The sequence below is a fragment of the Paenirhizobium daejeonense genome (assembly GCF_014280875.1).
Taxonomy (GTDB): Bacteria; Pseudomonadota; Alphaproteobacteria; order Rhizobiales; family Rhizobiaceae; genus Allorhizobium; species Allorhizobium daejeonense.
This window is the reverse complement of the sequence record NZ_JACLAL010000005.1, coordinates 304,420-330,359: the sequence shown is the minus strand read 5'-3', so window position 1 is coordinate 330,359 and position 25,940 is coordinate 304,420. Positions and strand designations below refer to the sequence as shown.

Here is a 25,940-nt window from a genome sequence, read left to right as displayed (position 1 = left end):
GCGGTCGGGGAGATTTGTCAGTGCTCGGCGCTTTCCAATCCGGCACACTCTTTGTAGTCTCGCCAGATTGCGCGCCATGGGAAGCGCGACCTCGCCCCAACAGATCCTCAACACCGGTGTATTTCATGTCCATCCCGGAAGCGCATGCAGTAAAGCCAGCAGATTGGTTTCTATTCCTGCTGACGCCGATATTCTTCTCCACCAACCTGATCTTCGGACGTGGGATCACGGGTGATATCGCACCCTTCATCACCGCCTTCCTGCGTTGGGCTGGCTCGGCGGCCATCATGTTTCCATTCGTCTATGCCGAACGTAATCTCTGCCTCGCCTTCGTGCATGGCAACAAAGGCCTCTGGCTGCTTCTGGGCTTTCTAGGCATGGGGATCTGCGGCGGATTCGTGTACTGGGCGCTCACTCTGACGACGGCATCGAACGCGACTTTGATCTACACCACGTCTTCGCTCTTCATCATTCTTCTGCAATGGCTTCTTCATGGCCGCAAGATGAGCCGGGGCGAGCTTGCGGGCATGCTGATCGCCTTTGCCGGCGTAACCGCGATCGTGCTCAAGGGTGACATGAACGCCTTGCTGCACTTTACCTTCAACCTCGGGGACCTCGGCATTCTTGTGGCGGCGATCGCCTTCGCCATTTATTCGCTACTGCTGCGCCACCCAGCCGCAAGAGCCATGCCGCCTTTACCCCTGTTCGGTCTTCTGGCCTTATCCGGCGCGCTGGTGCTGGCTCCACCTGCCCTGTACGAGGCGCTGAAAGGCGGGCCGCTTCCCGACAGCCTGAGCGACTGGACGAAGCTTGCGGGCATCATCGCTTTCGCCTCGCTCGCCGCTTTCTACTGCTTCACCCATACCGTGCGTGCTTTCGGTCCTGCGGTCGCCGGCATTACACTCTACCTGATGCCACCGATGTCGATCCTGATGGCGGTCGTCTTTCTGGGAGAGATTTTTGAGATCTACCACGCAGTCGGCATCGTGCTCGTGATCGGCGGAGTAATCCTTGCAACCGCACCGCGGCGTGCGAGCAGCTTCAAATCCGCCTGACTGCAGGCCCATGCCTCAGGGACTTGATATCCGCTCCATTTCTCCCCAGATATTAATAGAAAGGAAGTGGAGCCATGAAACAACGAAACGCTAAATTTGGTATCGGGGAAGTCGTCCGCCATAAGGTCTTTCCGTTCCGCGGCGTCGTGTTCGATGTGGATCCGGAGTTTGCCAATACCGAGGAATGGTGGAACGCCATTCCGGCGGAAGTGCGCCCGAGCAAGGATCAACCCTTCTATCACTTGCTCGCGGAAAACGCCGACACCGAATATGTTGCCTATGTCTCGGAACAGAATCTGGAGCCTGACAATAGCGACGAGCCGTTGCGCAATCCCCATGTGCAACAGATTTTCGTCCAGGAACAGGCCGGACGCTACCGCCCCAGGCAGAACTTCGCGCACTGACGATATGTCGATGGCGAAGTCGGGTTACAACCCTCTTAAAGAGCGAAAGGCCCGTGCGAGCGGGCCTTTCTCATATCCAACCAGAATATCAGGGCTTATTGGCCCTGCTTGGCAGCATTCTGGGCGTCGTTGATTGCCTTGTTACGCTCTTCCTGCTTCTTCTGCATTGCTTCCTGCAGCAGACGCTGGCGTTCTTCGGCCTGCGACTGGGTCATCGCCTCGCCGTCATAGGCGCCAGTGAAGCCTTCGAGCGCGATCTTGATCGGGTTCGGGGCGCGACGGAAGTTGATCGAGGTAAAGACAACTTCGTTGCCCTTCTTGAGGCTGGCGATCAGCGCGTCCGTCAGCGGAATTTCAGCGGTGCAGCGATCCGGCAGGCAGACCGTGTAGTCGAGCTTGGTGCCCTTGGCGCCATCGATCTGCATCATGATACCCGGGGGGATCAGACGTGCCGAGGGAACGGTAACCTGCAAAAGCTTGCGATTGACCTTGCCTTCGATCGAGATCAGGCCGACAGCCGTGATGAGCTGACCGTTCTGCGCCGTCTGCTGGTTCTGGACCACGCAGACGTCTGAATCTTCCTGCTTGGTGCAGGTCTTGAACCACTTTGAAGGTGCGCCCGGAGCTGCCGCTTCCTGAGCCTGCGAGACGGCCGGAACCGTAGCGGCGCCAAGCGTCAGAACCAGAGCAGACAGGGCCGTCCGCGTAACTTTGCTTGCTTTGAACATCATAACCTAATCCGTCTCCTGAAAACCGGTATCGAGACCGCGACCCTCCGCGGCACTCCCTGGTCCGTTGCCCGTCAACTGTCGTTCAAATGAGGCAAATACATGACCTTGGTTGTCGGGACCACCTGTTACATCGCGCGGTGTGGAATATCCAGTCCTTCTTTGGCAGAACCCCGCAACCTGACGCCATTTTCCGGACGTGGTGTGTTGGTTTTATGGTGTTCATGATAGTTTTCCGCAGATTCTCAGGTTACGGCAAAGAGGAAACGACGTGCGTCGACTGTTACTCGGTCTGATTTTTCTTCCCTTTTGCGGTTTGGCCCAGGCCGAGCCGGTCCACGGCATCGCGATGCATGGCGAACCGGCGCTCGACGCCGGTTACCGGAGTTTCCCCTATGTCAACCCACAGGTTAAGAAGGGCGGCAAGATCAATTACGGCGTCGTCGGAACGTTCGACAGCCTCAATCCCTTCGTGCTTAAAGGCATGCGCACCACGGCCCGCGGCATATGGGATCCGGAATACGGGAACCTGTTCTACGAATCGTTGATGACGCGCTCCAGCGACGAGCCGTTTTCCCTTTATGGCCTTCTCGCCGAGACGGTGGAGATGGATGCCGACCGCACCTACATCCAGTTCAATCTCAATCCCAAGGCCCATTGGCAGGACGGCAAGCCGGTAACGCCCGAGGACGTAATCTTCTCCTTCAACCTGCTGCAGGAAAAGGGACGACCGCCCTATAACCGGCGCATGGCCGTGGTCGACAAGCTGGAAAAGGTCGGAGAAAACAGCGTCCGCTTTACCTTTAACGACAAGGCCAACCGCGAAACGCCGCTGATGATCGCCATGTCGCCGATCCTGCCAAAACATGCGACGGATGTAGCCACTTTCGACCAGAGCTCGCTGGCCGTTCCGGTGGCATCTGGCCCCTACAAGATCAAGGCGATCAAGCCCGGCGAAAAGATCACCTGGGAACGGGATCCGAACTATTGGGGCAAAGACCTGCCGTCCAAGGCCGGTTTCGATAATTATGATGAAATCTCCGTCACATACTTCCTGCAGGATTCGACACTGTTCGAAGCCTTCAAGAAGGGAGACATCGATGTCTATCCAGAGGGTGATTCCGGCCATTGGGCGCGCGCTTACGACTTTCCGGCTGCCCAAAACGGCGATGTCGTGAAAGAGACGTTCCAGCCCGGACTGCCATCCGGCATGCTGGGCTTCGTCTTCAACACGCGGCGCTCGCTTTTTGCCAACGAGGACGTCCGCGAGGCGCTGTCGCTCGCCTTCGACTTCGAATGGGTCAACAAGAACCTCTACAGCAGCGCCTTCAAGCGCAGCCAGAGCTTCTGGCAGAACTCCGCCCTCGGCGCATACGGCAATGCGGCCGACGAGCGGGAGATCACGCTTCTTGGAACCGCCAAGGACCGCATCGATCCGGCAATCCTTGCCGGCACCTATGCAATGCCGGTAACCGACGGCTCGGGCGCGGACCGCAAGGTTCTGCGCGAGGCGGTCAACCTGCTCAACAAAGCCGGCTATGCCATCAAGGGCGGCAAGATGGTAGATGCTTCGGGTCGCCAGCTCGCCTTCGAGGTGATGACCCAGAACGAGGGGCAGGAGAAAATGGCGATCGCCTATCAGCGCGCGCTCTCCCTCATCGGCATCGCCATGTCGATCCGGACAGTGGACGACGCCCAGTATCAGGCGCGTTCCAACAGCTTCGACTACGACATGATCGTCAAGGCGTACACTTCGTCGCTTTCACCAGGCGCGGAGCAAATCAACCGCTGGGGATCGTCGTCACGCGACGCGCAGGGCAGTTTCAACTACGCCGGCGTCGCCGATCCGGATATCGACCGGATGATCGACGCTCTTGTCAATGCACGCAGTGCAGAGGACTTCCGCGCAGCGGTTCGGGCCTATGACCGCCTTCTCGTCGCTGGCCACTATGTGGTGCCGCTCTACCATGTCGGCGAGCAATGGATGGCGCGCTGGAAACATGTGGGACGGCCGGAAAAGACCCCGCTCTACGGTTATCAGTTGCCGGTCTGGTGGGATGCACGGGCACAATAAGGATCGGAAAAGCCGGAGGGTCAGATAGTTACTTAGCGGTAACCGGTTGAAATGGGTGCAAATTCACCCTACTTCGCGACGACGAATGCCATTCGCGACCCCGCTGCCGGAAAGGAACCAGCATGCTGCGTATCACCATCGACCTCGTTTCGGACGTCGTCTGCCCGTGGTGCTATCTTGGCAAGGCAAGGCTCGACCTCGCAATCGCCGAAGTTCAGGACGAGATCGGCGTGGACATCAACTGGCGCCCCTACCAGCTCAATCCCGACTATCCGCCAGAAGGTGTGGACCAGCAGGTCGAGCTTGCAAAAAAGCTCGGCGGCAAGGCCAATATGGATCGAGGCCATGAGCAGCTCAGCGCGCTCGGCCGCGAGGTCGGCATCACCTTCAATTTCGAGGCGATCAAGATTGGACCGAACACACTTGACGCTCACCGCCTGATCCATTGGGCCGGCGTCGAAGGACGCGAAGTGCAGGAGCGTGTCGTATCCGCGCTGTTCAAGGCCAATTTCGAAGAGGGTCGTAACGTAGGGGACAAGGCCGTCCTGGCGGACATCGCCGAATCGGCCGGCCTTGATCGCGATGTGATCATGCAGTTGCTGGAAAGCGATTCCGACAAGGCCGAGGTACTCGGCGAAATCGATGCGGCCCGGCAGATGGGCGTCAACGGCGTGCCGTTCTTCATCTTCGACCAGCAATATGCGGTCAGCGGAGCCCAGACCCCTGACGTCATCGTCAATGCACTGCGTGATATTGCGAGAATGAAATCCGAAGCGCTTGCAAAACTCAATTGACGCGCGGCAGGAACGATCCTAAGCACGGGTTCATCCTCCCCCAGGACTTCAATTCGCCGTGCGCTCAGATCTCATCCTTCGAGGCATTCTTATTGCCTTCGCGTCCTTTGCCGCGTTCTCCATCAGCGATGCAAGCGTCAAGCTGATTGAAGGACGTCTCTCTCCACTCGAATCCGGTTTCTTCGGCGCCTGTTTCGGCCTGTTCGCCCTGCCCTTCCTCCTAAAGCGTAACGACCAATGGCTTGATATCGTCAGGACGACCAATAGGCCTCTCTGGGTCCTGCGCTTCGTTTCCGCAGGACTGGGTACGATCGGCAGCGTGACTGCCTTCACACACCTCTCCATGGCAGAAGCCTTCTGTCTGATCTTCCTGCTGCCGTCCTTCGTCACCATCATGTCGGTGATCTTCCTGAAGGAATCTGTCGGGATCAAACGCTGGAGCGCCGTCATCATCGGCTTTCTCGGCGTTCTCGTCGTCTTGCGACCGGGCTTCCGGGAATTGTCGATCGGACATCTGGGCGCCGTGTTCGCTGGTCTCGGCGGTGCGCTGTCTATCGTCATCTTCCGGGCGATCGGACCATCCGAAAAGAACATCTCGCTCTACGGCGCAGGCCTTCTTGGAACTCTACTGGTCTGTGGCGTCGCCATGATCCCGTATTTCACATGGCCAAGCGGCGAGGAATGGTTGCTGCTTGCGGGTTACGGCCTGCTTGCCGCCCTGGGCAACGTGCTGCTGATGTATGCTGCCTTCTACGCACCGGCCGCGGTCGTTGGACCAACGCAGTACAGCCAGATGCTCTGGGCAATCTTATTCGGCTACCTGATCTTCGGCGACCATGTCGATACGCCGATGCTGATCGGCATCGTGTTGATCATCGGTTCTGGTCTGCTGACGCTGTCACGTGAACGCGCGCGCGGCGTTACCCTTCCGCCGCCGGTTGCTGGAAATAGCCAGGCAGCGCTGGCCATCAAGCCGGAGGATGAAAACTCGGCATAGCCCCCGCCAACGGCCGCGGCTCAGCCTGAAGATCGTGCATGACTTCAGAACACCAACAATCGCACGACCCAGATGTGCTTTTTCCACAGATTCCGGGAGTACACTGCCGGGTTGGAAATACGTTAGAAATTGTTGACGGTGGTGCTCTTGGGCTTATGATATATCACAGCATCTTACTGTCTCGATTACGACATGGCAGTATTTGATATATCAGCGGAGGATGCCATGCCGAAACCTGCCGGCTCGCAAAGTCACCTTGCCTATCTCACGCTCGAGCAGCTGATCGTCACACTGAAGCTGGCGCCCGGCGCCCTGGTGAACGAACGACAACTTATCGATTTGTCTGGCTTCGGCCGAACCCCAGTGCGTGAGGCCATCCAGAAACTGGAGTGGCAGGGGCTGATTGTCGTGAAGCCGCGGGTCGGCCTCCAGATATCGGAAATCCATAACGAGGATCATCAGGCGATCATGGCGGTCAGGCGTCGCCTGGAGCCCTACGCGGCAAGACTGGTGGCAGAAAACGCCGATGTGAATCATCGTACCGCCCTTGTCGAATGCGCCAAGGCAATGACCGGAGCCGCCGCCGCCGGCGATTTCGACGCCTTCTTCACTGCAGACAAGCAGTTCGATGAAATCATAGAAGACGCCTGCCCCAACAGTTTCCTGATCTCGGCGCTAGAGCCTCTGCTTTCCCACTCACGTCGTCTCTGGTTCGCGAAAGCCACCAACAGCAGAATGGATCGTTCCGTGTCGCTGCATGTGGCGGTCATCCGCGCCATACAGCAGGGAGATGGCAACGAGGCAGAAGCTGCAATGCAGGCGCTAATCGACTATCTCACCGAAAACTGACGCAGCAACAGAAAACGCCCGGCCAAAGACCGGGCGTTTTCTCAGGATATCCAAGGTGATCACCCGACGAATGCACGCTCGATCACGAACTCTGCGGGCTTGTTGTTGGCACCTTCATTGAGGCCGGCCTTTTCCAGCAGAGCCTTGGTGTCCTTCAGCATTGCCGAGGAACCGCAGATCATGCCTCGGTCGACAGCCGGATCCAGCGGCGGCACACCCAGATCGGAATAAAGCTTGCCGCTCTCCATCAAGTCGGTGATGCGGCCCTTGAACGGAAAATCTTCGCGGGTGACAGTCGCGTAGTGCTTGAGCTTGTCGCCAACGATTTCATTGAGAAATTCGTGATTACGGATCTCCTCGACGAGATCGAAGCCGTATTTCAGCTCAGCAACCTCGCGGCAAGTATGCGTAAGGATCACTTCCTCGAACTTTTCATAGGTCTCCGGATCGCGAATCAGGCTTGCGAAAGGTGCGATGCCGGTACCGGTCGAAAACATGTAGAGGCGCTTGCCCGGGGTCAGCGCATCAAGCACCAGCGTGCCGGTCGGCTTCTTGCGCATCAGCACCCGGTCACCCGGCTGGATACGCTGGAGATGCTGGGTCAGCGGACCATCCGGAACCTTGATCGAGAAGAACTCCAGTTCCTCGTCCCAGGCCGGGCTCGCGATCGAATAGGCGCGATAGACAGGTTTTTCGCCCACCATCAGCCCGATCATGGCGAACTCGCCGGACCGGAAGCGGAAGCCGGCCGGACGGGTCATGCGGAAACGAAACAGACGATCGGTATAGTGCGTGACGCTGAGTACGGTTTCCGCATACACGCCTTCCGGCACTATCAGTTCGGCATTGTCTGTCTTGGCGGGAGCATTCATAGGCTTGTCGATCCTATCCGTCTTTCGATCCAGTCGCGAACAGCCTATAAACCAGACCGCCGCATTCCACAATTGCATCGGGATGAAGTCTTGGTACCGATCCCATGCACCATGGATATCGCAGCGTCCTTGACTTCCCTCAAAGGTCGCCGCTCACATATCCTATTTTATATCTTTATGCACCAGCAGTTCCCAGACGACGCCAGCTGAACCCACCGACGATAGCGGAATCTCTGGCGGTCGGCTGATAGTGCTCGGCGATTCCCGGCAAGCGTCCTTCCTCCAGGCGTTTCAAAGCCACCGCATTACTCACAGAAAAGCTGTCGAATCCGGTTCGCAACATCAGGGGCACCTGATCGATCAGGACATCGCCCACCGCGCGGACTTCGCCGGTGAAACCCAGCCTCTTACGCAGCAGCGTTGCATGGCTGAAACCACGACCATCATTGAACGCTGGAAATGCGACGGCAATCAGGTCGATACGGTCCAGATAGGGCTGCAGCCGGGTGACATCGCAAGCTGGAGACACCAATACACCAAACCCGCCTTCATTGGTCTCGTCAGCAGCCGCGATGAACGCTTCCAGACCGAGGACGGCGCGCTCGCCCTCGCCGGCCTTTCGCTCCTCGGTTTCGATCACCCAGCGGTCATTCTCGACGAAACCGGTTTCCTTCCAGATCTTGCTCATTTCATATTCCTCAGGCGGATTCGGCGGCTTCGCCGTAAAGGGCATCCTTGAATGGCTTCGGACCGACACGACGATAGGCTTCGAGGAAAGTTTCCTTCGGCTCAAGGCGCAGGCCGAGATAGATATCGACGATCCGCTCCACGGCGTCCGTCACGCGATCCGGTTCGAAGCCACGACCGATGATCTCCCCGATCGACGTGTTCTCGTCGCCGGAACCGCCAAGCGTAATCTGATAGAGTTCGGCACCCTTCTTCTCGACGCCCAACAATCCGATATGCCCGACATGGTGATGGCCGCAGGCATTGATGCAGCCGGAAATCTTGATCTTCAATTCGCCGATTTCAGCCTGACGGGCCGGCGAGCCGAAACGCTTCGAAATTTCCTGTGCTACCGGGATCGAGCGGGCATTCGCTAGCGCGCAATAGTCCAGGCCGGGACAGGCGATGATATCCGTGATGAGGCCGGCATTGGCGGTTGCGAGGCCGGAAGCCTCCAGTGCCTGATAGACGCTGTAGAGATCGGCCAGCGCCACATGCGGCAGAATGAGGTTCTGTTCATGGCTGACACGGATCTCGTCCTGCGCGTAGCGTTCGGCAACATCCGCCACGACATCCATCTGCTTGTCGGACGCATCACCCGGCGTGCCACCGATGGGCTTCAGCGAAATCGTCACCATGCCGTAGTCGGGATGGGTATGTGGTTGCACGTTCTGGCTCGCCCAGGATGAGAAGGCGGCATCGGCCTTCTTCGCACGGGCCAGCGCTTCCCAGCCTTCCGGTCGGTCGGACAGAACCGGCGGAGCGAAATAGTTCTCGATGGCGCGGATATCGGCGTCCGGCAGCTTCAGTTCACCATCACGGATGTGGTCGAACTCGGCCTCGACCTGCCGGGTCAGTTCCTCGACGCCCGTCTCGTGGACGAGGATCTTGATGCGCGCCTTGTACTTGTTGTCGCGACGACCATGCAGATTGTAGACGCGGACGATCGCGGTCACATAGGTCAGCAGGTCTTCTTCCGGCAGGAAGTCGCGGATCTTCTTGGCGATCAGCGGCGTACGGCCCTGCCCGCCACCGACATAGACGGCAAAGCCGAGATTACCGGCCTCGTCCTTCTTCAAATGCAGGCCGATGTCGTGCACCTGGATTGCGGCGCGGTCGCGCGGAGCGCCGGTGACGGCGATCTTGAACTTGCGCGGCAGGAAGGAAAACTCGGGATGAACCGAAGACCACTGGCGCAGGATTTCGGCGTAGGGACGCGGATCGGCGACCTCGTCGGCGGCAGCGCCGGCGAAATGGTCGGCGGTCACGTTCCGAATGCAGTTGCCCGAGGTCTGGATGGCGTGCATCTCGACGCCTGCCAGATCCGAAAGGATATCGGGCGTGTCGGAAAGCTTCGGCCAGTTGTACTGGATGTTCTGCCGTGTGGTGAAATGACCATAGCCACGGTCATACTTGCGGGCGACATGGGCCAGCATGCGCATCTGCTTCGAATTCAGCGTGCCATAGGGAATGGCGACGCGCAGCATGTAGGCATGAAGTTGCAGGTAGACGCCGTTCATCAGGCGCAACGGACGGAAGGCGTCGTCGGCGATCTCACCACTCAGACGACGCTGCACCTGATCGCGAAACTGCTCGACGCGAGCAGAAACGAAAGCGTGGTCGAATTCATCGTAACGATACATGTCTGTCCTCAGGCGGCAATGAAATCGGGATCGGCATGGCCATGGCCGTCCGCATAGGGGATGGTGGGACCTTCGGCGCGGATACGTTCGCGCAGACGCAGCGGCCACAGCACACCGTCCTTCTCCTCGACATCGATGACATTCACGTCAAGCACGATGTTGCTGGCGAAGGACTGGCGACCGGCTTCCTCGAGCGCGGCAATCGCTTCGGCATGCCGGGCAACGAAGGCATCCTGCAGTTTTTCCGTCCACTGGCCGTTGGCATCGAGCCATACGGCGATACCGTCGCCAAGGCGGTTGGCGGTCAAGACTTTCTGGGCCATGTCAGGTCCTCTCGAAGGGGGAAAGGCTGGCGATCTTGCCGCGCAGCGGTTCGGAACGGGAGAAATTGCCGCCGGCAACGGCATCGCCGATGATGACCATTACCGGGCCGGTCAGCTCAGCGCGGTCTTCAAGCACCGGCAATTCATCCAGCGTGCCATGGAACAGGCGACTATGAGCGCGACCGGCATTTTCGACGACGGCTACGGTGGTATCTCGATCAAGGCCGGCCGCCATCAACCGGGTGGCGACGGATGCCGCGACACTGCGGCCCATATAGACCGCGACGGTTGCGCCAGAGAGAGCAAGACGCGCCCAATCGGGCAACGTTTCGCCATGCAGGTCATGCCCGGTGGTGAAGACCAGCGAAGAGGCAACGCCGCGAAGCGTCAGCGGCAGTTCGAAATCGGCGGCCGCGGCAAAGGCCGAGGTGATACCCGGCACGATTTCATAGGCGACGCCCGCGGCGCGCAACGCCGCCATTTCCTCGCCGGCACGACCGAAGACCAGCGGATCGCCAGACTTCAGGCGAACGACGCGCCTGCCCTCGCGACCAAGCTCGACCAGCAGGTCGTTGATTTCTTCCTGCGACTTCGAATGGCAGCCCTTGCGCTTGCCAACAGCAATGCGATCGGCATCCCGCCGGCCCATATCGATAACGGCCTGCGGCACCAGAGCATCATGGACGATGACATCGGCTTCCATCAGCAGCCTGTGCGCGCGCAGCGTCAGGAGATCCTCGGCACCCGGACCGGCACCGACAAGAAACACCCGACCGGGTTCGCGCTCGCCGCTCTCGGCGATCAAGCGCACCGCGTTGCGTCGGGCATTAGCGATATCGCCCTCGCCCACGGCATCGGCGACATCGCCGCTGAAGAAACGCCGCCAGAACTTGCGACGCATGGTGCCGCGCGGAACGCTGCGCTCCACGCTGGCACGAAACTCTTCCGCCAGTCGGGCAACACGACCAAGCGACCGAGGCAGACGGCGATCGATCTCGGCACGGATCATTTGTGCGAGAACCGGACCGGCACCCTCCGTTCCGATGGCAACCGCTATCGGCGCGCGATTCACCAGAGCGGGCGTGTAAAAATCGCAGTACTCGGGCTGATCGACCGCATTGGCCGGGATCCGGCACGCGCGGGCAGCGGCGACAATCCTGCGATCCAGCTCCGCATCACCCGTCGCGGCAAAGACCAGCGCAGCGCCATCGACCTGGCCGGAATGGAAAGACTGCGCCACCCGCTCGATCGCGTGGCGCTCCAGAAAATCCGCGTAGTCAGTTTCGGGAGCGACAGCATGGGCAATGATGCGCGCCCTGGTGTTGCGCAGCAGCCGCGCCTTGGCAAAAGCCTCCGCGCCGTCGCCAAAAATGGCGACAGCCGCATCCTCGACCTTGAAGAAGGCCGGGAAAACCGAAAGCTTGTTGTGGCCTGCGCCCATGGTCACGATCCAGTTGTACAGTGAGCGCCAATATCACCTTTTTGGGCAGGTGATAGAAGAAACAGAAATCCCCCGTCGCTCGGCACCGCACATTTCTTTGCTAGGCTTTCCACGGATGCGAGCAAAAGTCACCGAAGCGCCATAAGTCTACAATTTCTATCGTTTAATTGGCATTTCATATTTAAAAAAGCTGGCGACAAACAGTGTTTTTTGCTTTCGACCCCATCCGGCCGACGATAGGATCGCACCGCAGCAAGCCATGGGGACAAAGCCACATATGACGGATATCACTTCTCGCCTGCTCGATGTTATCGAGCACGACATCCTCCCCCTGACCGAGGCCGGAGTTGCAGCCGGCAACAAGGTTTTCGGCGCGGCGATCCTCAGGAAATCCGACCTGTCGCTGGTGCTGGCGGAAACCAACAATGAACTTGAAAACCCGTTGTGGCACGGCGAGGTGCATACGCTGAAGCGCTTCTACGAACTCGGAGAAAAGCCTTCGACCAAGGACTTGATCTTCCTTTCGACCCACGAGCCCTGCACCATGTGCATGTCGGCGATCACCTGGGCCGGCTTCGACAATTTCTATTACTTCTTCAGCCACGAGGACAGCCGCGATGCCTTTGCGATCCCGCATGACCTGAAGATTCTCAAGGAGGTCTTCGGTTTGGAACCCGGCGGCTATCATAAGTCGAACGCCTTCTGGAATTCCTATGCGCTGTCCGATCTGGTGGCGGTGAAGGACACGGCGGAACGGGAGAGCCTGAGGGAACAGTCCAGGCGCATCCGCGCGGTCTATGACCGCCTCTCCGGGCAGTATCAGTCCGGGAAATCGGACAACGACATACCGCTCAACTGAGCAGGCAGGACGACCGCATGGAACCCTCCAAGGATATCTCACGCCTGATAGAGATCATGGCAGCGCTTCGCGACCCGAAGACCGGCTGCCCGTGGGACATCGTCCAGACCTTCGAGACCATCAAGCCTTATACCGTCGAGGAGGCCTATGAGGTTGCCGACGCCATCGAACGCAACGATCCCGACGATCTCTGCGAGGAACTGGGTGACCTGTTGCTGCAGGTGGTGTTCCATGCGCGCATGGGAGAAGAAGCTGGCCTCTTCTCGTTCGGTGACGTGGTCGAGGCCATCACGCGAAAGATGATCCGCCGGCATCCGCACGTTTTCGCCGTCTCCGACGCGGACACGCCGGAGAGCGTGAAAGCTCAATGGGATGAGATCAAGCGGCAGGAAAAGCGAGAACGGGCCGAACGGCGGGCGCTGCGCGGCACAGCCGAACACGATGTGAAAGCCGGTCACCTCGGTGACGTGCAGCGGAGCTTCCCAGCGCTCACCGAAGCGTTGAAGCTGCAGGAACGCGCCGCCAAGGTCGGCTTCGACTGGTCGGAACCGGAGCCGATCCTCGACAAGATCGAAGAGGAAATCGCCGAACTGCGCGAGGCGCTGGCGGAGGGAAAGCCGGAAAAGATCACCGACGAACTCGGCGACCTGATCTTCGCCCTCGTCAACATCGGTCGCCACGTGGATGCGGACCCGGAACAGGCACTGCGCGGAACAAATACAAAGTTCCGTCGTCGTTTCAGTTATATAGAAAATTCTCTTAAAGAAAATTCTGAAACACTGGAGGATGCGACGCTGGAGCGAATGGAAGAACTCTGGCAGGCGGCAAAGGGGATCGAACGGCAGCTATCCCGCTGAGCATTTAGTACCCGTCGTCCAGACCTGTCCATGATGCGGATGAGTATAGCAACCCTTTTGTGGTTGTCTCTTCATTCGTTATTTCAGGTCGTCCGAACCGTTGACGGAAGTCGCGCAGGATTTGCAGCATATCGGCGTTATTCACGTTTCTTCCGCTTGTCTCCTCACTCAGAGCGAACGCACTGATGAACAGCAGGTTGTCGCCGCCGATTCCAGCATTCGCGCGCCTGACCAATGCATGCGCGCCGTCATCAAGATCCGGGCAGAACGTCATCCGTACGCCGCGCCCGGGTCGGGTACCGTAACCACGATCCAGATCGATTTTCTCAATCCACGTCCAAGGCAAAACAACACCCGCCAGCCTCGGATAGCCTATCCCGTCGCGTGAGAGGACAAGTCGCAGCGTATCGCCGACGTATTTGCGCTGCAGCCACAGAGACAAGCGGAAAAAGACAATCAGGAAGGCAACCGAAACGCCGAGAAATGTGCCTTTCTGCCCCGTGCCTATGCCAACTATCAAAGAGATTGCGGCCATCATGAACTGGGACAGAACCACGGCCGTGACGATAGCCATGAGGTAGGTGAACCGGCGCGATCGATGAAATCTCAGCTCGGATCGACCAAGGAAAAGCTGGTCGGCGCTATCGTCAACGGAACCCACTGCACTCCCCCAACGATCAAGATGCCCTACCGCTCCCAGTCTTCCTTTTCCCGCTTCGGGCCGCCGCCGAGCTTGCGCTCCAGTTCCAGCGCCTGATGCTCCGTGAGACGCAGGTCCAGAGTGACGGTGCCGTCTTCGTTGTCCTCACGATTGTCGATAATGGCGTTTTCATAGGCCCAGGAGATCAACGCATGCTTGTCTGCAGGAACGACGACCGTCGTTTCGGTCAGCACACCCGAAAGGCGCTCGGAAATCACGTCCATCAACCGATCGACGCCCTCGCCCGACATGGCGGAAACGGGGATGACATTCTCCCGGCTCTGGGCCTTCTGCAGGATCGCGTCATGGCTTTCCGGATCGAGGCGGTCGATCTTGTTCCAGACCTCGATGATGCGCTCCGCCCTCTCCTTCTCGTCGATGCCGAGATCGTCGAGGATGCGCAGCACGTCCGTGGACTGCGCCTGGTTGTCCGGATCAGACATGTCCCGCACGTGCAGGATGAGGTCGGCTTCCAGCACCTCTTCGAGCGTGGCGCGGAAGGCGGCAACCAGATGGGTCGGCAGGTCGGAGATGAAGCCTACGGTATCGGACAAAATGACGGTGCGGCCATGCGGCAGCTTCATGCGGCGCAAAGTGGGATCAAGCGTCGCGAACAGCATGTCCTCAGCCAGCACGCCGGCACCGGTGATGCGGTTGAACAGCGTCGACTTGCCTGCGTTGGTGTATCCGACCAGCGCAACGATCGGATGAGGCACCTTGCGGCGCTTGGCGCGATGCAGTTGGCGCGTCCGGACGACCTGTTCCAGTTCCCGTTCAAGCCGGACGATCCTGTCCTGCAAAAGACGGCGGTCCGCTTCGATCTGGGTTTCACCCGGACCACCCATGAAGCCGGCACCACCGCGCTGGCGCTCAAGGTGGGTCCAGCTGCGGACCAGTCGGCCCTTCTGGTAGTTGAGATGGGCAAGCTCGACCTGCAGCGTGCCTTCCTTCGTGGAGGCGCGGCGGCCGAAGATTTCCAGAATGAGACCAGTGCGGTCGATGACCTTGGCGCGCCATTCCTTCTCCAGGTTGCGCTGCTGTACCGGCGTCAGGGGATGATCGACGATCACAAGGCCGGCATTGTGTTCATCGAGGAGCGCCGACACTTCCTCGATCTTGCCGGTTCCGAGCAGCGTTGCCGGCCGCGGCTGGTTGACGGGTACGATGATGCCTGCGGCAATCGTGAGGTCGATGGCCCTTGCAAGACCGATGGCCTCTTCCAGCCGGCTTTCATTGGAACGCGTGGGCGCAACCGTTTCGGCTGCTGCCGCGCCACGTGCCTGCTTCAGGACGGGAACGATGACGACGGCGCACATGTCATCCCGGTGTTTTTCATCGTCCGGGATGATCGAATCATTTTTGGTGTCGCGAGTGGTTATGGCTTCAATCCTGTGACGAAGCGTTGTCTTCGCTTTCGAACATCTGCATGGGCTGGCCCGGCATGATGGTCGAGATGGCGTGCTTATAGACCAGTTGCGAATGGCCGTCGCGACGCAGCAGAACGCAGAAATTGTCGAAGGAGGTCACAACGCCCGTGAGCTTGACGCCGTTGATCAGGAAGATCGTCAACGAAATCTTCTGCTTGCGGACGGTGTTGAGAAATAGATCCTGCAGATTCTGAGAACGTTCCGCCATAGCGTCGCTTCTTTCTTTCTTGCCGGCTCATTGGCCGGTATAATTATTCTTTAAGCTTATCAGCCTTGTAAGGACTGTCCCTGATAGGCCCTTCACCGTGAAGGTGGTATCAAATCGCCGTCTTTTCCGCAATCTCGAAAAAAGCGCTGCGGATTTTCTCCGAAATCGTTCCGGGATGACCGTTAGCGATAGAAATCCCGTCGATTTCGACGATTGGAAAGCAAATACTGGTCGCAGCGGTAATGAACACCTCGCGCGCTTCAAGCATTTCCTCGCGCGAAAATTCCCGTTCGCGGATCGAGATACCCAACTTCTTTGCCACGTCCATCAGCGTGGTGCGCGTGATACCGCGCAGGATGCCGTGTTCGGCCGGCCGGGTGACGAGATTGCCATCGGCGTCGACGATCCAGACATTGGTCGCCGCACCTTCGGTCACCATGCCCCGGGAATCGATGAAAATCGCTTCTTGTGCCCCTGCTTCCTTCGCCGTCTGACGGGCGAGCGCATTGGGCAGGAGGCCGACCGTCTTGATGTCCACCCGGTCCCATCGATTATCGGGCACAGTAATCGCCTTGATGCCGGAGGCGTTCTTGCGCGCGATCACCGAGGGATCGGTGCTCTTGGCCGTTACCACCAGCGACGCCGGCGTATCCGCTGACGGGAAGACGTGATCCCGTTTCGCAACTCCGCGCGTCACCTGCAGATAGAACAATCCGTTCTTCACATGATTGCGACGGGCAACCTCGCGGACCACCTGCACCAGCGCCGCGCGCGACATCGGCGGGCGAATGCGGATTTCCGAAAGGGAACGGTCGAGGCGGTCGAGATGCCGGGGCAGATCCACGATAAGCCCGTGACGGATCTCGCAGACCTCATAGACCCCATCGGCAAACTGGTAACCGCGGTCCTCGATATGAACGCTGGCCTTGTTATGCTGGACATAGCGACCGTTGACATAGGCAATTCTCGGCATGGCGGCCTTCCGGATACTAGTTGTTGGAGATTAGAGCGCCGATCTGATGGAATCAGGTCGGCGCTCTAAGGCTTTCTTTTGAAGCATAATCTTGTCGACCCTCGTTTAACTCCGGTCGGATTATGCTCTAGAAATACTGGATGGAAACGCGGAACATCTGTTCAACAACGCGGACGGCATCGGCAGTGGCGAACATGACCACCCTGTCCTTCGCCTTGATCCGCGTGTCGCCGTTCGGCCGGATCACCGCCTTGTCGCGATAAATCGCACCGATGCGAAGCCCAGGCGGCAGATCGAGATCGCGGAAAGGCCGTCCGACAAGCGGTGATGTCTCCAGAGCTTCGGCCTCGATCACTTCGGCCATGCCTTTCTGTACGGCATAAACCGACAGGATGCGTCCCTTGCGGACGTGTTGGAGAACACGCGAGATCGTCACGGCGCGCGGATTGATGTGGGCGTCGATACCGACGCCTGTCGCCAGTTCCTGAAAGCCCGGATTGTTGATCAACGCCATGGTCGAACGGCAGCCCATGCGCTTGGCCATGGCAGCCCCGAGAATGTTGATCTGATCGTTGTTGGTGAGGGTCACCATCAGATCGGCTTCCTGAATATCGGCCTGCTGCAGGATCGCCTGATCGAGCGCGGAACCATGCAAGACAATCGTACTCTTCAACCGCTCCGATATCGCGACCGCCCGTTCGCGATCGCTCTCGATGATCTTGATTCTGGTCCTCGGCTGCATCTTCTCGATGGTGCGAGCGACGTATTGTCCGATATTGCCGCCGCCGGCGATGACAATGCGGCCGGCCTCCTGCTCATCATGACCGAACAGACCGAGCGTGCGGCGCGTGTGGTCACGCTGGCAGATGACATAAGCGAGATCGCCGACCAGAAGCTGGTCATTTGACTGGGCGACATGAAGTCTGCCGTTGCGATAAATCGCCGTTACTGTCGCCATCAGGTCGGGAAATAGCTGACTCAGTTGATGCAGGGGGGTATTGAGGACCGGGCAATCCTCCATGCACTCAATGGCGACCATGGCGATATGGTCTTCCGCAAAGCGCACGATGTCCGTCGCCCCGGGGAATGAGATACGCCTCAGGACCATCTTTCCAACTTCGATCTCGGGGGAGATCGTTACATCGATCGAGATGTGTTCCCGGCTGAAGAGATCGGCATATTCCGGCCGCATGTAATTCTGCGCGCGGATGCGTGCAATCTTGGTCGGCACGTTGAAAAGCGCATGCGCGACTTCGCATGCGACGATGTTCACCTCATCGTAGAGCGTTACGGCAATGATCATGTCGGCATCGTCGGCACCGGCCTTGGCCAGCATGTCGGGATGGGCGCCATGGCCGACGTAACCGCGAACATCGAGCGTCTCCGTGATATGCGCTACCAGCGATGCCGAGGTATCGATGACCGAGACGTCATTGTCCTCCTGGGACAAGCGCTCCGCGATACCGTAGCCAACCTGTCCCGCCCCGCAGATTATGACTTTCATGATGCCTCTTCATGCAATCGGAATCAGGCGCCCCCGTCAGGACCGCCCGCCATATGACTTATACGCCAAGCGACTTCAGTTTGCGATGAAGCGCGGAGCGTTCCATGCCGACAAACTCGGCCGTGCGTGAGATATTCCCGCCGAAACGGTTGATCTGCGCAACCAGGTAATCGCGCTCGAACATCTCACGCGCCTCGCGCAATGGCAGTGTCATGATGTGCGTATCATTCCGAGCTGAGACCTTCGGCAACATTTCCGACAGATCTTGCGGCAACATTTCGGCGGAAATCGGCGTGTCCGGACTGTCTCCCTGGGCCAAAATCATCAGGCGTTCGATGTTGTTGCGCAGCTGACGGATATTACCTGGCCAGTCGTTGGCCTGCAGGACGGCCATCGCGTCATCCCCGATCCGACGCTGACGGATGCCCGCCTGTTCAGATACCTGACGCATAAACATGTCAACAAGGAAGGGAATATCCTCCCGTCGCTCCGCAAGCGCCGGCACCTTGATCGGCACGACGGCGAGCCGGTGGAACAGATCCTCGCGAAACTGCCCCTCGGCGATCATGCCTTCGAGGTTGTAGGCGGAAGACGAGATAATCCGTACATCGACCTTCACCCGCTTGGAGCCGCCGACACGTTCAAACTGCTGCTCAACAAGAACCCGAAGGATCTTGTTCTGGGTCTCGCGAGGCATTTCACCGATTTCATCGAGGTAGAGGATACCGCGATGGGCCTCCTCCAGCGCCCCTATGCGGCGCGGCTGGCCCGGGGTGCCTTCGGTGCCGAACAGGGCGATCTCCATACGATCAGGCGTGATGGCGGCAGCGTTGAGTGTCACGAAGGGGCCGCCGACACGGCTCGACCGTTTATGAATCATACGGGCGACCAGTTCCTTGCCCGAACCGGACGGGCCAAAGATCATGATGCGGCTATTGGTCGGGGCAACCTTTTCAATCGTTTGACGAAGTTGCGAGACGGCAACGGAGGTGCCAATCAGCTCAACAGCATCCCCCGTGCGTTTCTTGAGTTCGGAAACCTCTCGCTTCAGCTTGGAATTCTCAAGCGCACGCTCCGCGATCAGGATCAGGCGATCCGCCTTGAACGGCTTCTCGATAAAATCGAAAGCACCACGCTTGATCGCCGAAACGGCCGTCTCGATGTTGCCATGACCGGAAATCATCACGACCGGAAGATCGGGATGCCGTGTCTTGATCTCGTCCAGCAGCGAGAGACCATCCAGCCGGCTACCCTGCATCCAGATGTCGAGAAAGACGAGACGCGGCGCACGATCCGAAATCGCAGCCAATGCGCTGTCGGCGTCGTGGGCGGTTCGGGTTTCGTGTCCCTCGTCGCTGAGGATGCCGGAGACGATTTCGCGAATATCCTCTTCGTCGTCGACTACCAGAATATCAGAGGCCATGGACCTTTTCCTTATTGCTTTCTTTGTCCACGGCAGTCGTCGTCTCAAGACGCGGCAGGACGATGCGGATCATTGCACCCCTGCCGCGGTCGAAATCTGCGGGAGCGTCATGCAACTCCAGCTGACCACCATGTTCTTCAATAATCTTCTTCACGATGGCCAGCCCGAGGCCGGTGCCTTTTTCGCGCATGGTCATGTAAGGTTCGAGAATGCGATGCCGGTTTTCCACCGGGAGACCGCGCCCGTTGTCGATTACATCAACGACGAAACGATCTTGCCCGTGATCGAAGGAGGAGCGAACCATGATCCTCCCGCCATCGGGCAGTTCCTCGCTCGGCACGGCCTCAATCGCCTCGACCGCATTCTTGATGATGTTGCCGACGGCCTGCGACAGCATGCGGGCGTCGAAACTGCCCAGTAGCGGTTCGTCGCCAAACTCCCGGGTGAACTTGATGTCGTGGGACCCCATCTCACGCAGAAATACGGCGTCACGAAGCACGTCGCGCAAATCCGCGCTTTGTTTTGCAGGCTTCGGCATTCGGGCAAAGGCAGAGAACTCATCGACCATCCGCCCGATATCCTCGACCTGGCGGACGATGGTGTCGGTGCACTGGTCAAAGACGGCGCGGTCGTCTTCGGCGATATGCTTGCCGTAACGGCGCTTGAGACGTTCGGCAGAAAGCTGGATCGGGGTGAGCGGGTTCTTGATCTCGTGGGCGATACGACGCGCAACGTCCGCCCACGCGGTCGAACGCTGGGCGATGACGAGATCGGTGATATCGTCAAGCGTGATCACGTAGGAATCTTCGGAACCGCGGGTTTCCTCGCGCGTCACCTGAACGTTCAGCGTCCGCTCCTTGCCGCCCCGGATCAGGTTGATCTGCTCTCGATATTCGCCTCGATGACGCACCGCTGCTTCGGCAAGAACACGATCCACCTCGGGTGCGGCAAGGCTCAACTTCTGGCCGATCAGATCTTCGGAAGCGGTCGCAAGGAAGTATTCGGCGGATGGATTGACGATGGTGATGACGCCATCATCCTCCACGCCGATAACGGCGGCCGTTACACCTGACAACACCGCTTCTATGAAGCGCCGACGGTCGTCCACCTCGTCCTTGGCTTCGAGGATTTCGTCGCGCTGGCTACGGATCTGGGTAATCATCTTGTTGAAGGTGCGCGACAAGCTGCCGACGTCGCCATCCGCGGAACGCACCGGCACGATGACATTCATATTGCCGGAAGCAACATTGTCAGCGGCGCCGATCAGGAGCCGGATCGGCCGGACGATACGGTCTGCTACAGCGATTGCTGTCCAGATCGCCGCAAGCAGCACGATCAGAGCGAAGCCGAGATAGAGGATGGCGAAAGCGATCTGCAGCGTGGTGCGGCCATCCTCCATCGCCTTGTACTCGGCAGTGTTCTCTTCCATCAGCCGCATCGCCGACATCACTTTCGGATCGACGGCACGGATCGTGTAGAGATAAGTGCCCGAAATCGACTCCAGCTTGATGATCGCGCCGACAAGATTAGTCACGCCCGGCGGAATGAGCGTCGGCTGGCCGGCAGCGGCGCTCTCCAACGCGTCTTTCGGGATTGCAGGCAGCGGCTTGTCGGTTGCTATGTCGGCCTGGGTGATCGAGGAACCGTCCTGACGCACGAGGAATGCACCGAGCATTCCTCGTCCCTTGGTCTGCCGGGTCAGAAGCTGCACGAAGCCGGTACGGTCCAGATAATAGAGCGCGCGATTGCGCTCCAGATCGTTCGCCATCGAGATCGTCTGCCCCTGAAGGTAGCTGGCGTTCTCCAGCATGTAAGCTTGCGCAACATTCATCGATGACGAGACGATGGACTGTGTTCTCAAAGAGAACCATCTGTCCAAGCCGACGTTCAGGGTGATGCTGGCGAAGATCGCAACCAGGATTGCCGGCGTAATGGCAACGATCGAGAACAGCACCACAATGCGTACATGCAGGCGCGCAGCAGCACGACCGCGCGTGCGCGCCTTAAAAAGCCGCGTTACCTCGCGGCCGATGAGAAACATCAGGCCGACGATGAAAAGGGAATTTACGATCGCCGAGGCGATAAGAACCTGGGATGTTGGCTCGATGGGCGTGAGGCCAAGCAGCACCGGCAGCGTGAAAACGGCGCACGCAAGCGCGCCACCTGCCACGACGAGGCCGGGCATTGCAAAGGACGCACGACGGTCATGGGACGTCGCAGCGTCGAGATCCGTTGCGGACGCGGCCATCCGACTGACCATGAAAACTCCCGCGCCCTGCCTGCAGAGCCCAATTCGATGCTTCACCTCGGATCAGACCCGAAACGGGCTGATCACCTTCCTCGCGTCACACTCCGTCCCTATCCCATTAAACCGACAGGATAGGAGTACTCCGAGGTTTCGTGACTTTTGAGCAACGCAATGTGGCGAAATTGCAACGGGCCTTGCAGCTTTGTCAAGCCGAGCGGGAACTACGATAGACTGAGACCCCCAGCTCACGGATCTTTTTGCGCAACGTATTCCGGTTGAGCCCGAGGAGATCGGCGGCCTTGATCTGATTACCGCGCGTCGCGGTGAGCGCGGCGAGAATCAGCGGATATTCCATTTCGGTGAGCACCCGGTCATAAAGGCCCGAAGGCGGCAGGGCATCACCGAAGCTCGCGAAATAGGTTCGCATGTTTTCCTCGACGGCCTGCGAAATCGTCATGGAGCCAGCCGGTACGCCCACCTTGGCGATCGGGCTGTCAGCAATGTCGGAGCGCAGTTCCTGTTCAACAATCTCGCGGGAAATCACATCCTGCGGATAGAGCGCCATCAGGCGGCGGACGACGTTTTCCAACTCGCGCACATTGCCCGGCCAGGCATACGCCTTCATCACCTCCAGCGCCTCGTTCTCGAATCGCTTCGGATCCAGGCCCTCCTTTTCACCCTGCTGGATGAAATGGCGGACCAGATCCGGAATATCTTCCGCGCGGTCGCGCAGCGGCGGCAGGCGCAGCGGCACGACGTTCAGTCGGTAATAGAGGTCTTCGCGAAAGAGGCCCTGGTTGATCGAATGCTTCAGGTCCTTGTTGGTGGCGGCAACGATCCGGACGTCGGTACGGATCGGCGTGCGCCCCCCCACGGTCGTATATTCGCCCTGCTGCAGCACGCGCAGCAGACGAGTCTGCGCATCCATCGGCATGTCGCCGATTTCATCGAGGAAGAGCGTGCCGCCTTCGGCCTGTTCGAACCGGCCGGTCGAGCGGGTCTGGGCGCCGGTGAAAGCTCCCTTCTCGTGACCGAAGAGTTCCGATTCGATCAGATCGCGCGGGATCGCGGCCATGTTGATGGCGACGAAGGGACCGTTGCGGCGTTTTCCGTAATCGTGCAGCGCACGGGCAACGAGTTCCTTGCCGGTGCCCGATTCGCCGGTGATCATCAGCGTCAGGTCGGTCTGCATCAGGCGCGCGAGAACTCGGTAGATTTCCTGCATGGCGGCCGAACGGCCAACAAGCGGCATGCCATCCTGCATGTCATCATCGAGACGGGCCGGCTTCTTCTTCGGCTCGGCCAACGCACGACCGATGATGGCAATCAGTTCCGTAAGGTCGAAGGGCTTAGGCAGATAGTCGTAAGCCCCCTTCTCCGATGCCTTGATCGCGGTCATGAACGTGTTCTGCGCACTCATAACCAGCACCGGCAGATCAGGCCGGGCCTTCTTGATACGCGGCAGTAGATCGAAGGCGTTCTCGTCCGGCATGACGACGTCGGTAACAACGAGGTCGCCCTCGCCGGCAGAGACCCAGCGCCACAAAGTGGCGGCATTAGAGGTGATCCGCACTTCATAGCCGGCGCGGGTCAAAGCCTGGTTCAATACTGTGCGAATGGCTGCGTCGTCATCAGCGACAAGGATCGTTGCAGTCATCAGAAGCTTCCTGTGGATTTCGCCGGGGGTTCTTCATCAAGCGGGATGTCCTTGGAGACGGGCATCAACACGCGGAAAGTCGTACGGTTCGCCTGGCTATCGCATTCGACGATGCCGCCATGACCGCCAATGATCTTGGCGACCAGCGCAAGCCCTAGGCCGGAACCATTTGTTTTGGTCGTAATAAAGGGATCGAAAAGATGCGGCAGCAGATCGGCTGGCACGCCTGGGCCGTTATCGTGCACGCAGAATTCCAGCGGTAGAGAAATCTTTTCCCGCGAACCCGCAACCGAAAGCCGGATGCCCGGACGATAGGCCGTCGTCAGCTGTATCTCGCCATCCGGTCGGTCGCCGATCGCCTCGGCGGCATTCTTGATGAGGTTCAGGAATACCTGCACGAGCTGGTCGCGATTGGCGTAAACCGGCGGCAGCGATGGGTCGTAGTTCTCGGTGATGCGAATGTTGCGGGCAAAACCGGCCTTGGCAATGGCCTTCACATGATCGAGCACGGAGTGAATGTTCAGCGAAATCCGGTCTACCGGCCGTTCGTCGGAGAAGACCTCCATGCGGTCGACCAGCGAAACGATACGGTCCGTCTCATCGCAGATCAACCGCGTCAAGGCGCGATCTTCGTCTGTGACCGATGTCTCGAGCAATTGTGCAGCACCACGAATGCCGGAGAGCGGGTTCTTGATCTCGTGGGCCAGCATCGATGCGAGGCCGGTTACCGAACGGGCTGCTGCGCGGTGCGTCAATTGCCGGTCGATCTTGTCGGCCATGGACCGTTCCTGAAAGACGATGACCACGTCGCCCGGCTGGTTGACCACCGGAGCGACATAGAGGTCCACCAGCTTGTCCTGCCCGAGGCGGGGCGAACTGAGGTCGACGCGATATTCGTTCACCGGAGCACGACGCTCGCGGACCTGGTCGATCAGCGAAAGCAGCGGACTGCCAAAGGGAATGAAGGTGGACAGTTTGTAGCGGGACAGATGCGCAGCACTCGCACCGAAGAACGCTTCGGCTTCCCAGTTCGCAAAAGCGATATGGCCGTTGGTATCGACCATCACTACGGGATTCTGGACCGAGTTGAGCACTGCCATGGCAAGCCCGTTGCCGCCATTATTCGCGTTCATGCAGCCTCCTGTCGGCTGTCTGCGGAGGAAAGCGCCTCAGACAGCACGCTGAAAAGCGATTTCGAAACGAAATCGGCGTCCTTCGACGTCATTATTTCTCCCTTGGCGGCAGCAGATGCCCCCGGTGCAAAGCGGTCGAGATACCAGCCGAGATGCTTGCGAGCATGCCTTATACCGACATCGCGCCCGTAATGGCCGAGCATTGCCTCATAATGTTCGCTGACAAGTGCGGGGATCTCGGAGGCATCGGGACCCGCGCCACCGGCGAGCCAGCCGACATGCCACGGACGCCCCTGACAGGCCCTGCCCGCCATAACCGCATCGGCACCGGAGCGACGCAGGATCTCAACGGCATCTTCGCGGGTCTCCACGTCGCCATTGGCAACCAGCGGGACGGACACGACGTCTCGCACCCGCGCAATGGCATCCCAATCGGCCCTGCCTTCATAGAACTGCATGCGCGTACGGCCATGCACGATGATCATCTTAACGCCCGCGGCTTCCGCCCGGCGCGCGATTTCCGGCGCATTCAGGGAGTTATCGTCCCAGCCTAGCCGCATTTTCAGCGTCACCGGTACCTTCACGGCATTGACCGTCGCCTCGACCAGCGTCAGGGCATGATCGGGATCGCGCATCAGGGCCGAGCCGGAATAACCACCCGTCACCTTCTTGGCCGGACACCCCATGTTGATGTCGACAATATCGGCGCCGTTGGCTTCGGCAATGCGGGCCGCCTCGCCCATCCAGTAGGCTTCGCGTCCGGCAAGCTGGACCATGTGCGGATTGATATCTGCGCCCTGCAGACGGGACCAGGATTCCGCAGCATTGTGAGCAAGTTCGCGGCTTGCGACCATCTCGGTCACCACGAGACCAGCCCCGAAACGCCAGGCCAGCCTGCGAAACGGCAAATCGCTGACACCCGACATCGGAGCCAGAATCACGCGATTGCGTATCGCGACCGACCCGATCTCGAATGGCGTATTCAGCGCAACAGAACTCAAATGATTATCTTTCGGGCACGCTTCAAATTTGCACTATTTTTAGA

General features: G+C 59.1%; 24 protein-coding genes. 8 read left to right on the top strand and 16 right to left on the bottom strand.

The features are described 5' to 3' along the window. The first annotated feature begins 125 nt into the window (after positions 1-125). Positions 126-1,055 (top strand): DMT family transporter, encoded by a 930-nt coding sequence (locus H4I99_RS14175; RefSeq protein ID WP_163905511.1) that lies wholly within the window; start codon positions 126-128, stop codon positions 1,053-1,055. 74 nt (positions 1,056-1,129) lie between these two features. Then, the gene (gene hspQ / locus H4I99_RS14170; RefSeq protein WP_163905509.1) at positions 1,130-1,459 is read left to right on the top strand and encodes a heat shock protein HspQ; all 330 of its coding nucleotides are present in this window, start codon (positions 1,130-1,132) and stop codon (positions 1,457-1,459) included. Between the two features lie 95 nt (positions 1,460-1,554). On the opposite strand, the gene H4I99_RS14165 is transcribed toward hspQ, so the two are convergent. Further along, the gene (locus H4I99_RS14165; protein ID WP_163905506.1) at positions 1,555-2,190 is read right to left on the bottom strand and encodes an invasion associated locus B family protein; all 636 of its coding nucleotides are present in this window, start codon (positions 2,188-2,190) and stop codon (positions 1,555-1,557) included. A gap of 268 nt (positions 2,191-2,458) precedes the next feature. On the opposite strand from H4I99_RS14165, the gene H4I99_RS14160 reads away from it, so the two are divergent. From H4I99_RS14160 to H4I99_RS14145, 4 genes are all read left to right on the top strand, one after another. Continuing rightward, positions 2,459-4,261: an extracellular solute-binding protein gene (locus H4I99_RS14160; RefSeq protein WP_163905505.1), complete on the top strand. Its 1,803-nt coding sequence runs from the start codon at positions 2,459-2,461 to the stop codon at positions 4,259-4,261. A 122-nt stretch (positions 4,262-4,383) separates the two neighbouring features. Next, positions 4,384-5,055: a DsbA family oxidoreductase gene (locus tag H4I99_RS14155; protein ID WP_163905503.1), complete on the top strand. Its 672-nt coding sequence runs from the start codon at positions 4,384-4,386 to the stop codon at positions 5,053-5,055. Positions 5,056-5,113: 58 nt separating this feature from the next. Further along, the gene (locus H4I99_RS14150) at positions 5,114-6,052 is read left to right on the top strand and encodes a DMT family transporter (RefSeq protein WP_163905501.1); all 939 of its coding nucleotides are present in this window, start codon (positions 5,114-5,116) and stop codon (positions 6,050-6,052) included. Between the two features lie 225 nt (positions 6,053-6,277). Then, positions 6,278-6,901 carry a GntR family transcriptional regulator gene (locus H4I99_RS14145; protein ID WP_163905499.1) on the top strand — a complete coding sequence of 208 codons (624 nt, stop codon included), beginning with the start codon at positions 6,278-6,280 and terminating at the stop codon, positions 6,899-6,901. Positions 6,902-6,960: 59 nt separating this feature from the next. Here the strand turns inward: H4I99_RS14145 and H4I99_RS14140 are convergent, their stop codons facing one another. The 5 genes from H4I99_RS14140 to cysG all read right to left on the bottom strand — a co-directional run bounded on the left by H4I99_RS14140 (position 6,961) and on the right by cysG (position 11,906). Next, entirely contained in the window at positions 6,961-7,773 is an 813-nt protein-coding gene (locus H4I99_RS14140; protein ID WP_163905497.1) for a ferredoxin--NADP reductase, read from the bottom strand. A 175-nt stretch (positions 7,774-7,948) separates the two neighbouring features. After that, positions 7,949-8,461: a DUF934 domain-containing protein gene (locus tag H4I99_RS14135; RefSeq protein ID WP_163905495.1), complete on the bottom strand. Its 513-nt coding sequence runs from the start codon at positions 8,459-8,461 to the stop codon at positions 7,949-7,951. A 10-nt stretch (positions 8,462-8,471) separates the two neighbouring features. Next, complete coding sequence (locus tag H4I99_RS14130; protein ID WP_163905493.1) at positions 8,472-10,142, bottom strand: nitrite/sulfite reductase; 1,671 nt, start codon at positions 10,140-10,142, stop codon at positions 8,472-8,474. Positions 10,143-10,150: 8 nt separating this feature from the next. Next, positions 10,151-10,465, bottom strand: coding sequence for a DUF2849 domain-containing protein (locus tag H4I99_RS14125; RefSeq protein WP_163905492.1), 315 nt, complete (start codon positions 10,463-10,465; stop codon positions 10,151-10,153). A 1-nt stretch (position 10,466) separates the two neighbouring features. Next, positions 10,467-11,906: a siroheme synthase CysG gene (cysG, locus tag H4I99_RS14120; protein WP_163905490.1), complete on the bottom strand. Its 1,440-nt coding sequence runs from the start codon at positions 11,904-11,906 to the stop codon at positions 10,467-10,469. A 277-nt stretch (positions 11,907-12,183) separates the two neighbouring features. Here cysG and H4I99_RS14115 point away from each other — a divergent pair, with 277 nt between their 5' ends. Together H4I99_RS14115 and mazG are read left to right on the top strand one after the other, a co-directional pair. Then, complete coding sequence (locus H4I99_RS14115) at positions 12,184-12,765, top strand: deaminase (protein WP_163905488.1); 582 nt, start codon at positions 12,184-12,186, stop codon at positions 12,763-12,765. Positions 12,766-12,782: 17 nt separating this feature from the next. Further along, on the top strand, positions 12,783-13,622 hold the full coding sequence (gene mazG, locus H4I99_RS14110) for a nucleoside triphosphate pyrophosphohydrolase (RefSeq protein WP_163905486.1): 840 nt from the start codon (positions 12,783-12,785) through the stop codon (positions 13,620-13,622). A 4-nt stretch (positions 13,623-13,626) separates the two neighbouring features. Here the strand turns inward: mazG and H4I99_RS14105 are convergent, their stop codons facing one another. From H4I99_RS14105 to dusB, 10 genes are all read right to left on the bottom strand, one after another. After that, positions 13,627-14,196 (bottom strand): hypothetical protein, encoded by a 570-nt coding sequence (locus tag H4I99_RS14105; protein WP_163905484.1) that lies wholly within the window; start codon positions 14,194-14,196, stop codon positions 13,627-13,629. A 113-nt stretch (positions 14,197-14,309) separates the two neighbouring features. Then, on the bottom strand, positions 14,310-15,710 hold the full coding sequence (gene hflX / locus H4I99_RS14100) for a GTPase HflX (RefSeq protein WP_186663333.1): 1,401 nt from the start codon (positions 15,708-15,710) through the stop codon (positions 14,310-14,312). Beyond that, a complete protein-coding gene (gene hfq / locus H4I99_RS14095; RefSeq protein WP_099057781.1) occupies positions 15,706-15,957 on the bottom strand; it encodes an RNA chaperone Hfq in 252 nt (83 codons plus the stop codon). Before hfq ends, hflX begins: the two co-directional genes overlap by 5 nt. A gap of 109 nt (positions 15,958-16,066) precedes the next feature. Next, on the bottom strand, positions 16,067-16,930 hold the full coding sequence (locus H4I99_RS14090) for a D-amino-acid transaminase (protein WP_163905480.1): 864 nt from the start codon (positions 16,928-16,930) through the stop codon (positions 16,067-16,069). Positions 16,931-17,057: 127 nt separating this feature from the next. Next, complete coding sequence (gene trkA, locus H4I99_RS14085) at positions 17,058-18,434, bottom strand: Trk system potassium transporter TrkA (RefSeq protein WP_163905478.1); 1,377 nt, start codon at positions 18,432-18,434, stop codon at positions 17,058-17,060. A 58-nt stretch (positions 18,435-18,492) separates the two neighbouring features. Next, a complete protein-coding gene (gene ntrX / locus H4I99_RS14080) occupies positions 18,493-19,857 on the bottom strand; it encodes a nitrogen assimilation response regulator NtrX (RefSeq protein WP_163905476.1) in 1,365 nt (454 codons plus the stop codon). After that, positions 19,847-22,117, bottom strand: coding sequence for a sensor histidine kinase NtrY-like (locus tag H4I99_RS14075; protein WP_163905475.1), 2,271 nt, complete (start codon positions 22,115-22,117; stop codon positions 19,847-19,849). Before H4I99_RS14075 ends, ntrX begins: the two co-directional genes overlap by 11 nt. Positions 22,118-22,310: 193 nt before the next feature. Continuing rightward, positions 22,311-23,762: a nitrogen regulation protein NR(I) gene (gene ntrC / locus H4I99_RS14070; RefSeq protein WP_163905473.1), complete on the bottom strand. Its 1,452-nt coding sequence runs from the start codon at positions 23,760-23,762 to the stop codon at positions 22,311-22,313. Then, a complete protein-coding gene (locus H4I99_RS14065; RefSeq protein ID WP_186663319.1) occupies positions 23,762-24,895 on the bottom strand; it encodes a two-component system sensor histidine kinase NtrB in 1,134 nt (377 codons plus the stop codon). The genes ntrC and H4I99_RS14065 overlap by 1 nt, the downstream gene beginning before the upstream one ends. Then, positions 24,892-25,896, bottom strand: a complete 1,005-nt coding sequence (dusB, locus tag H4I99_RS14060; protein ID WP_163905471.1) for a tRNA dihydrouridine synthase DusB — start codon at positions 25,894-25,896, stop codon at positions 24,892-24,894. The genes H4I99_RS14065 and dusB overlap by 4 nt, the downstream gene beginning before the upstream one ends. Positions 25,897-25,940 lie beyond the last annotated feature (44 nt).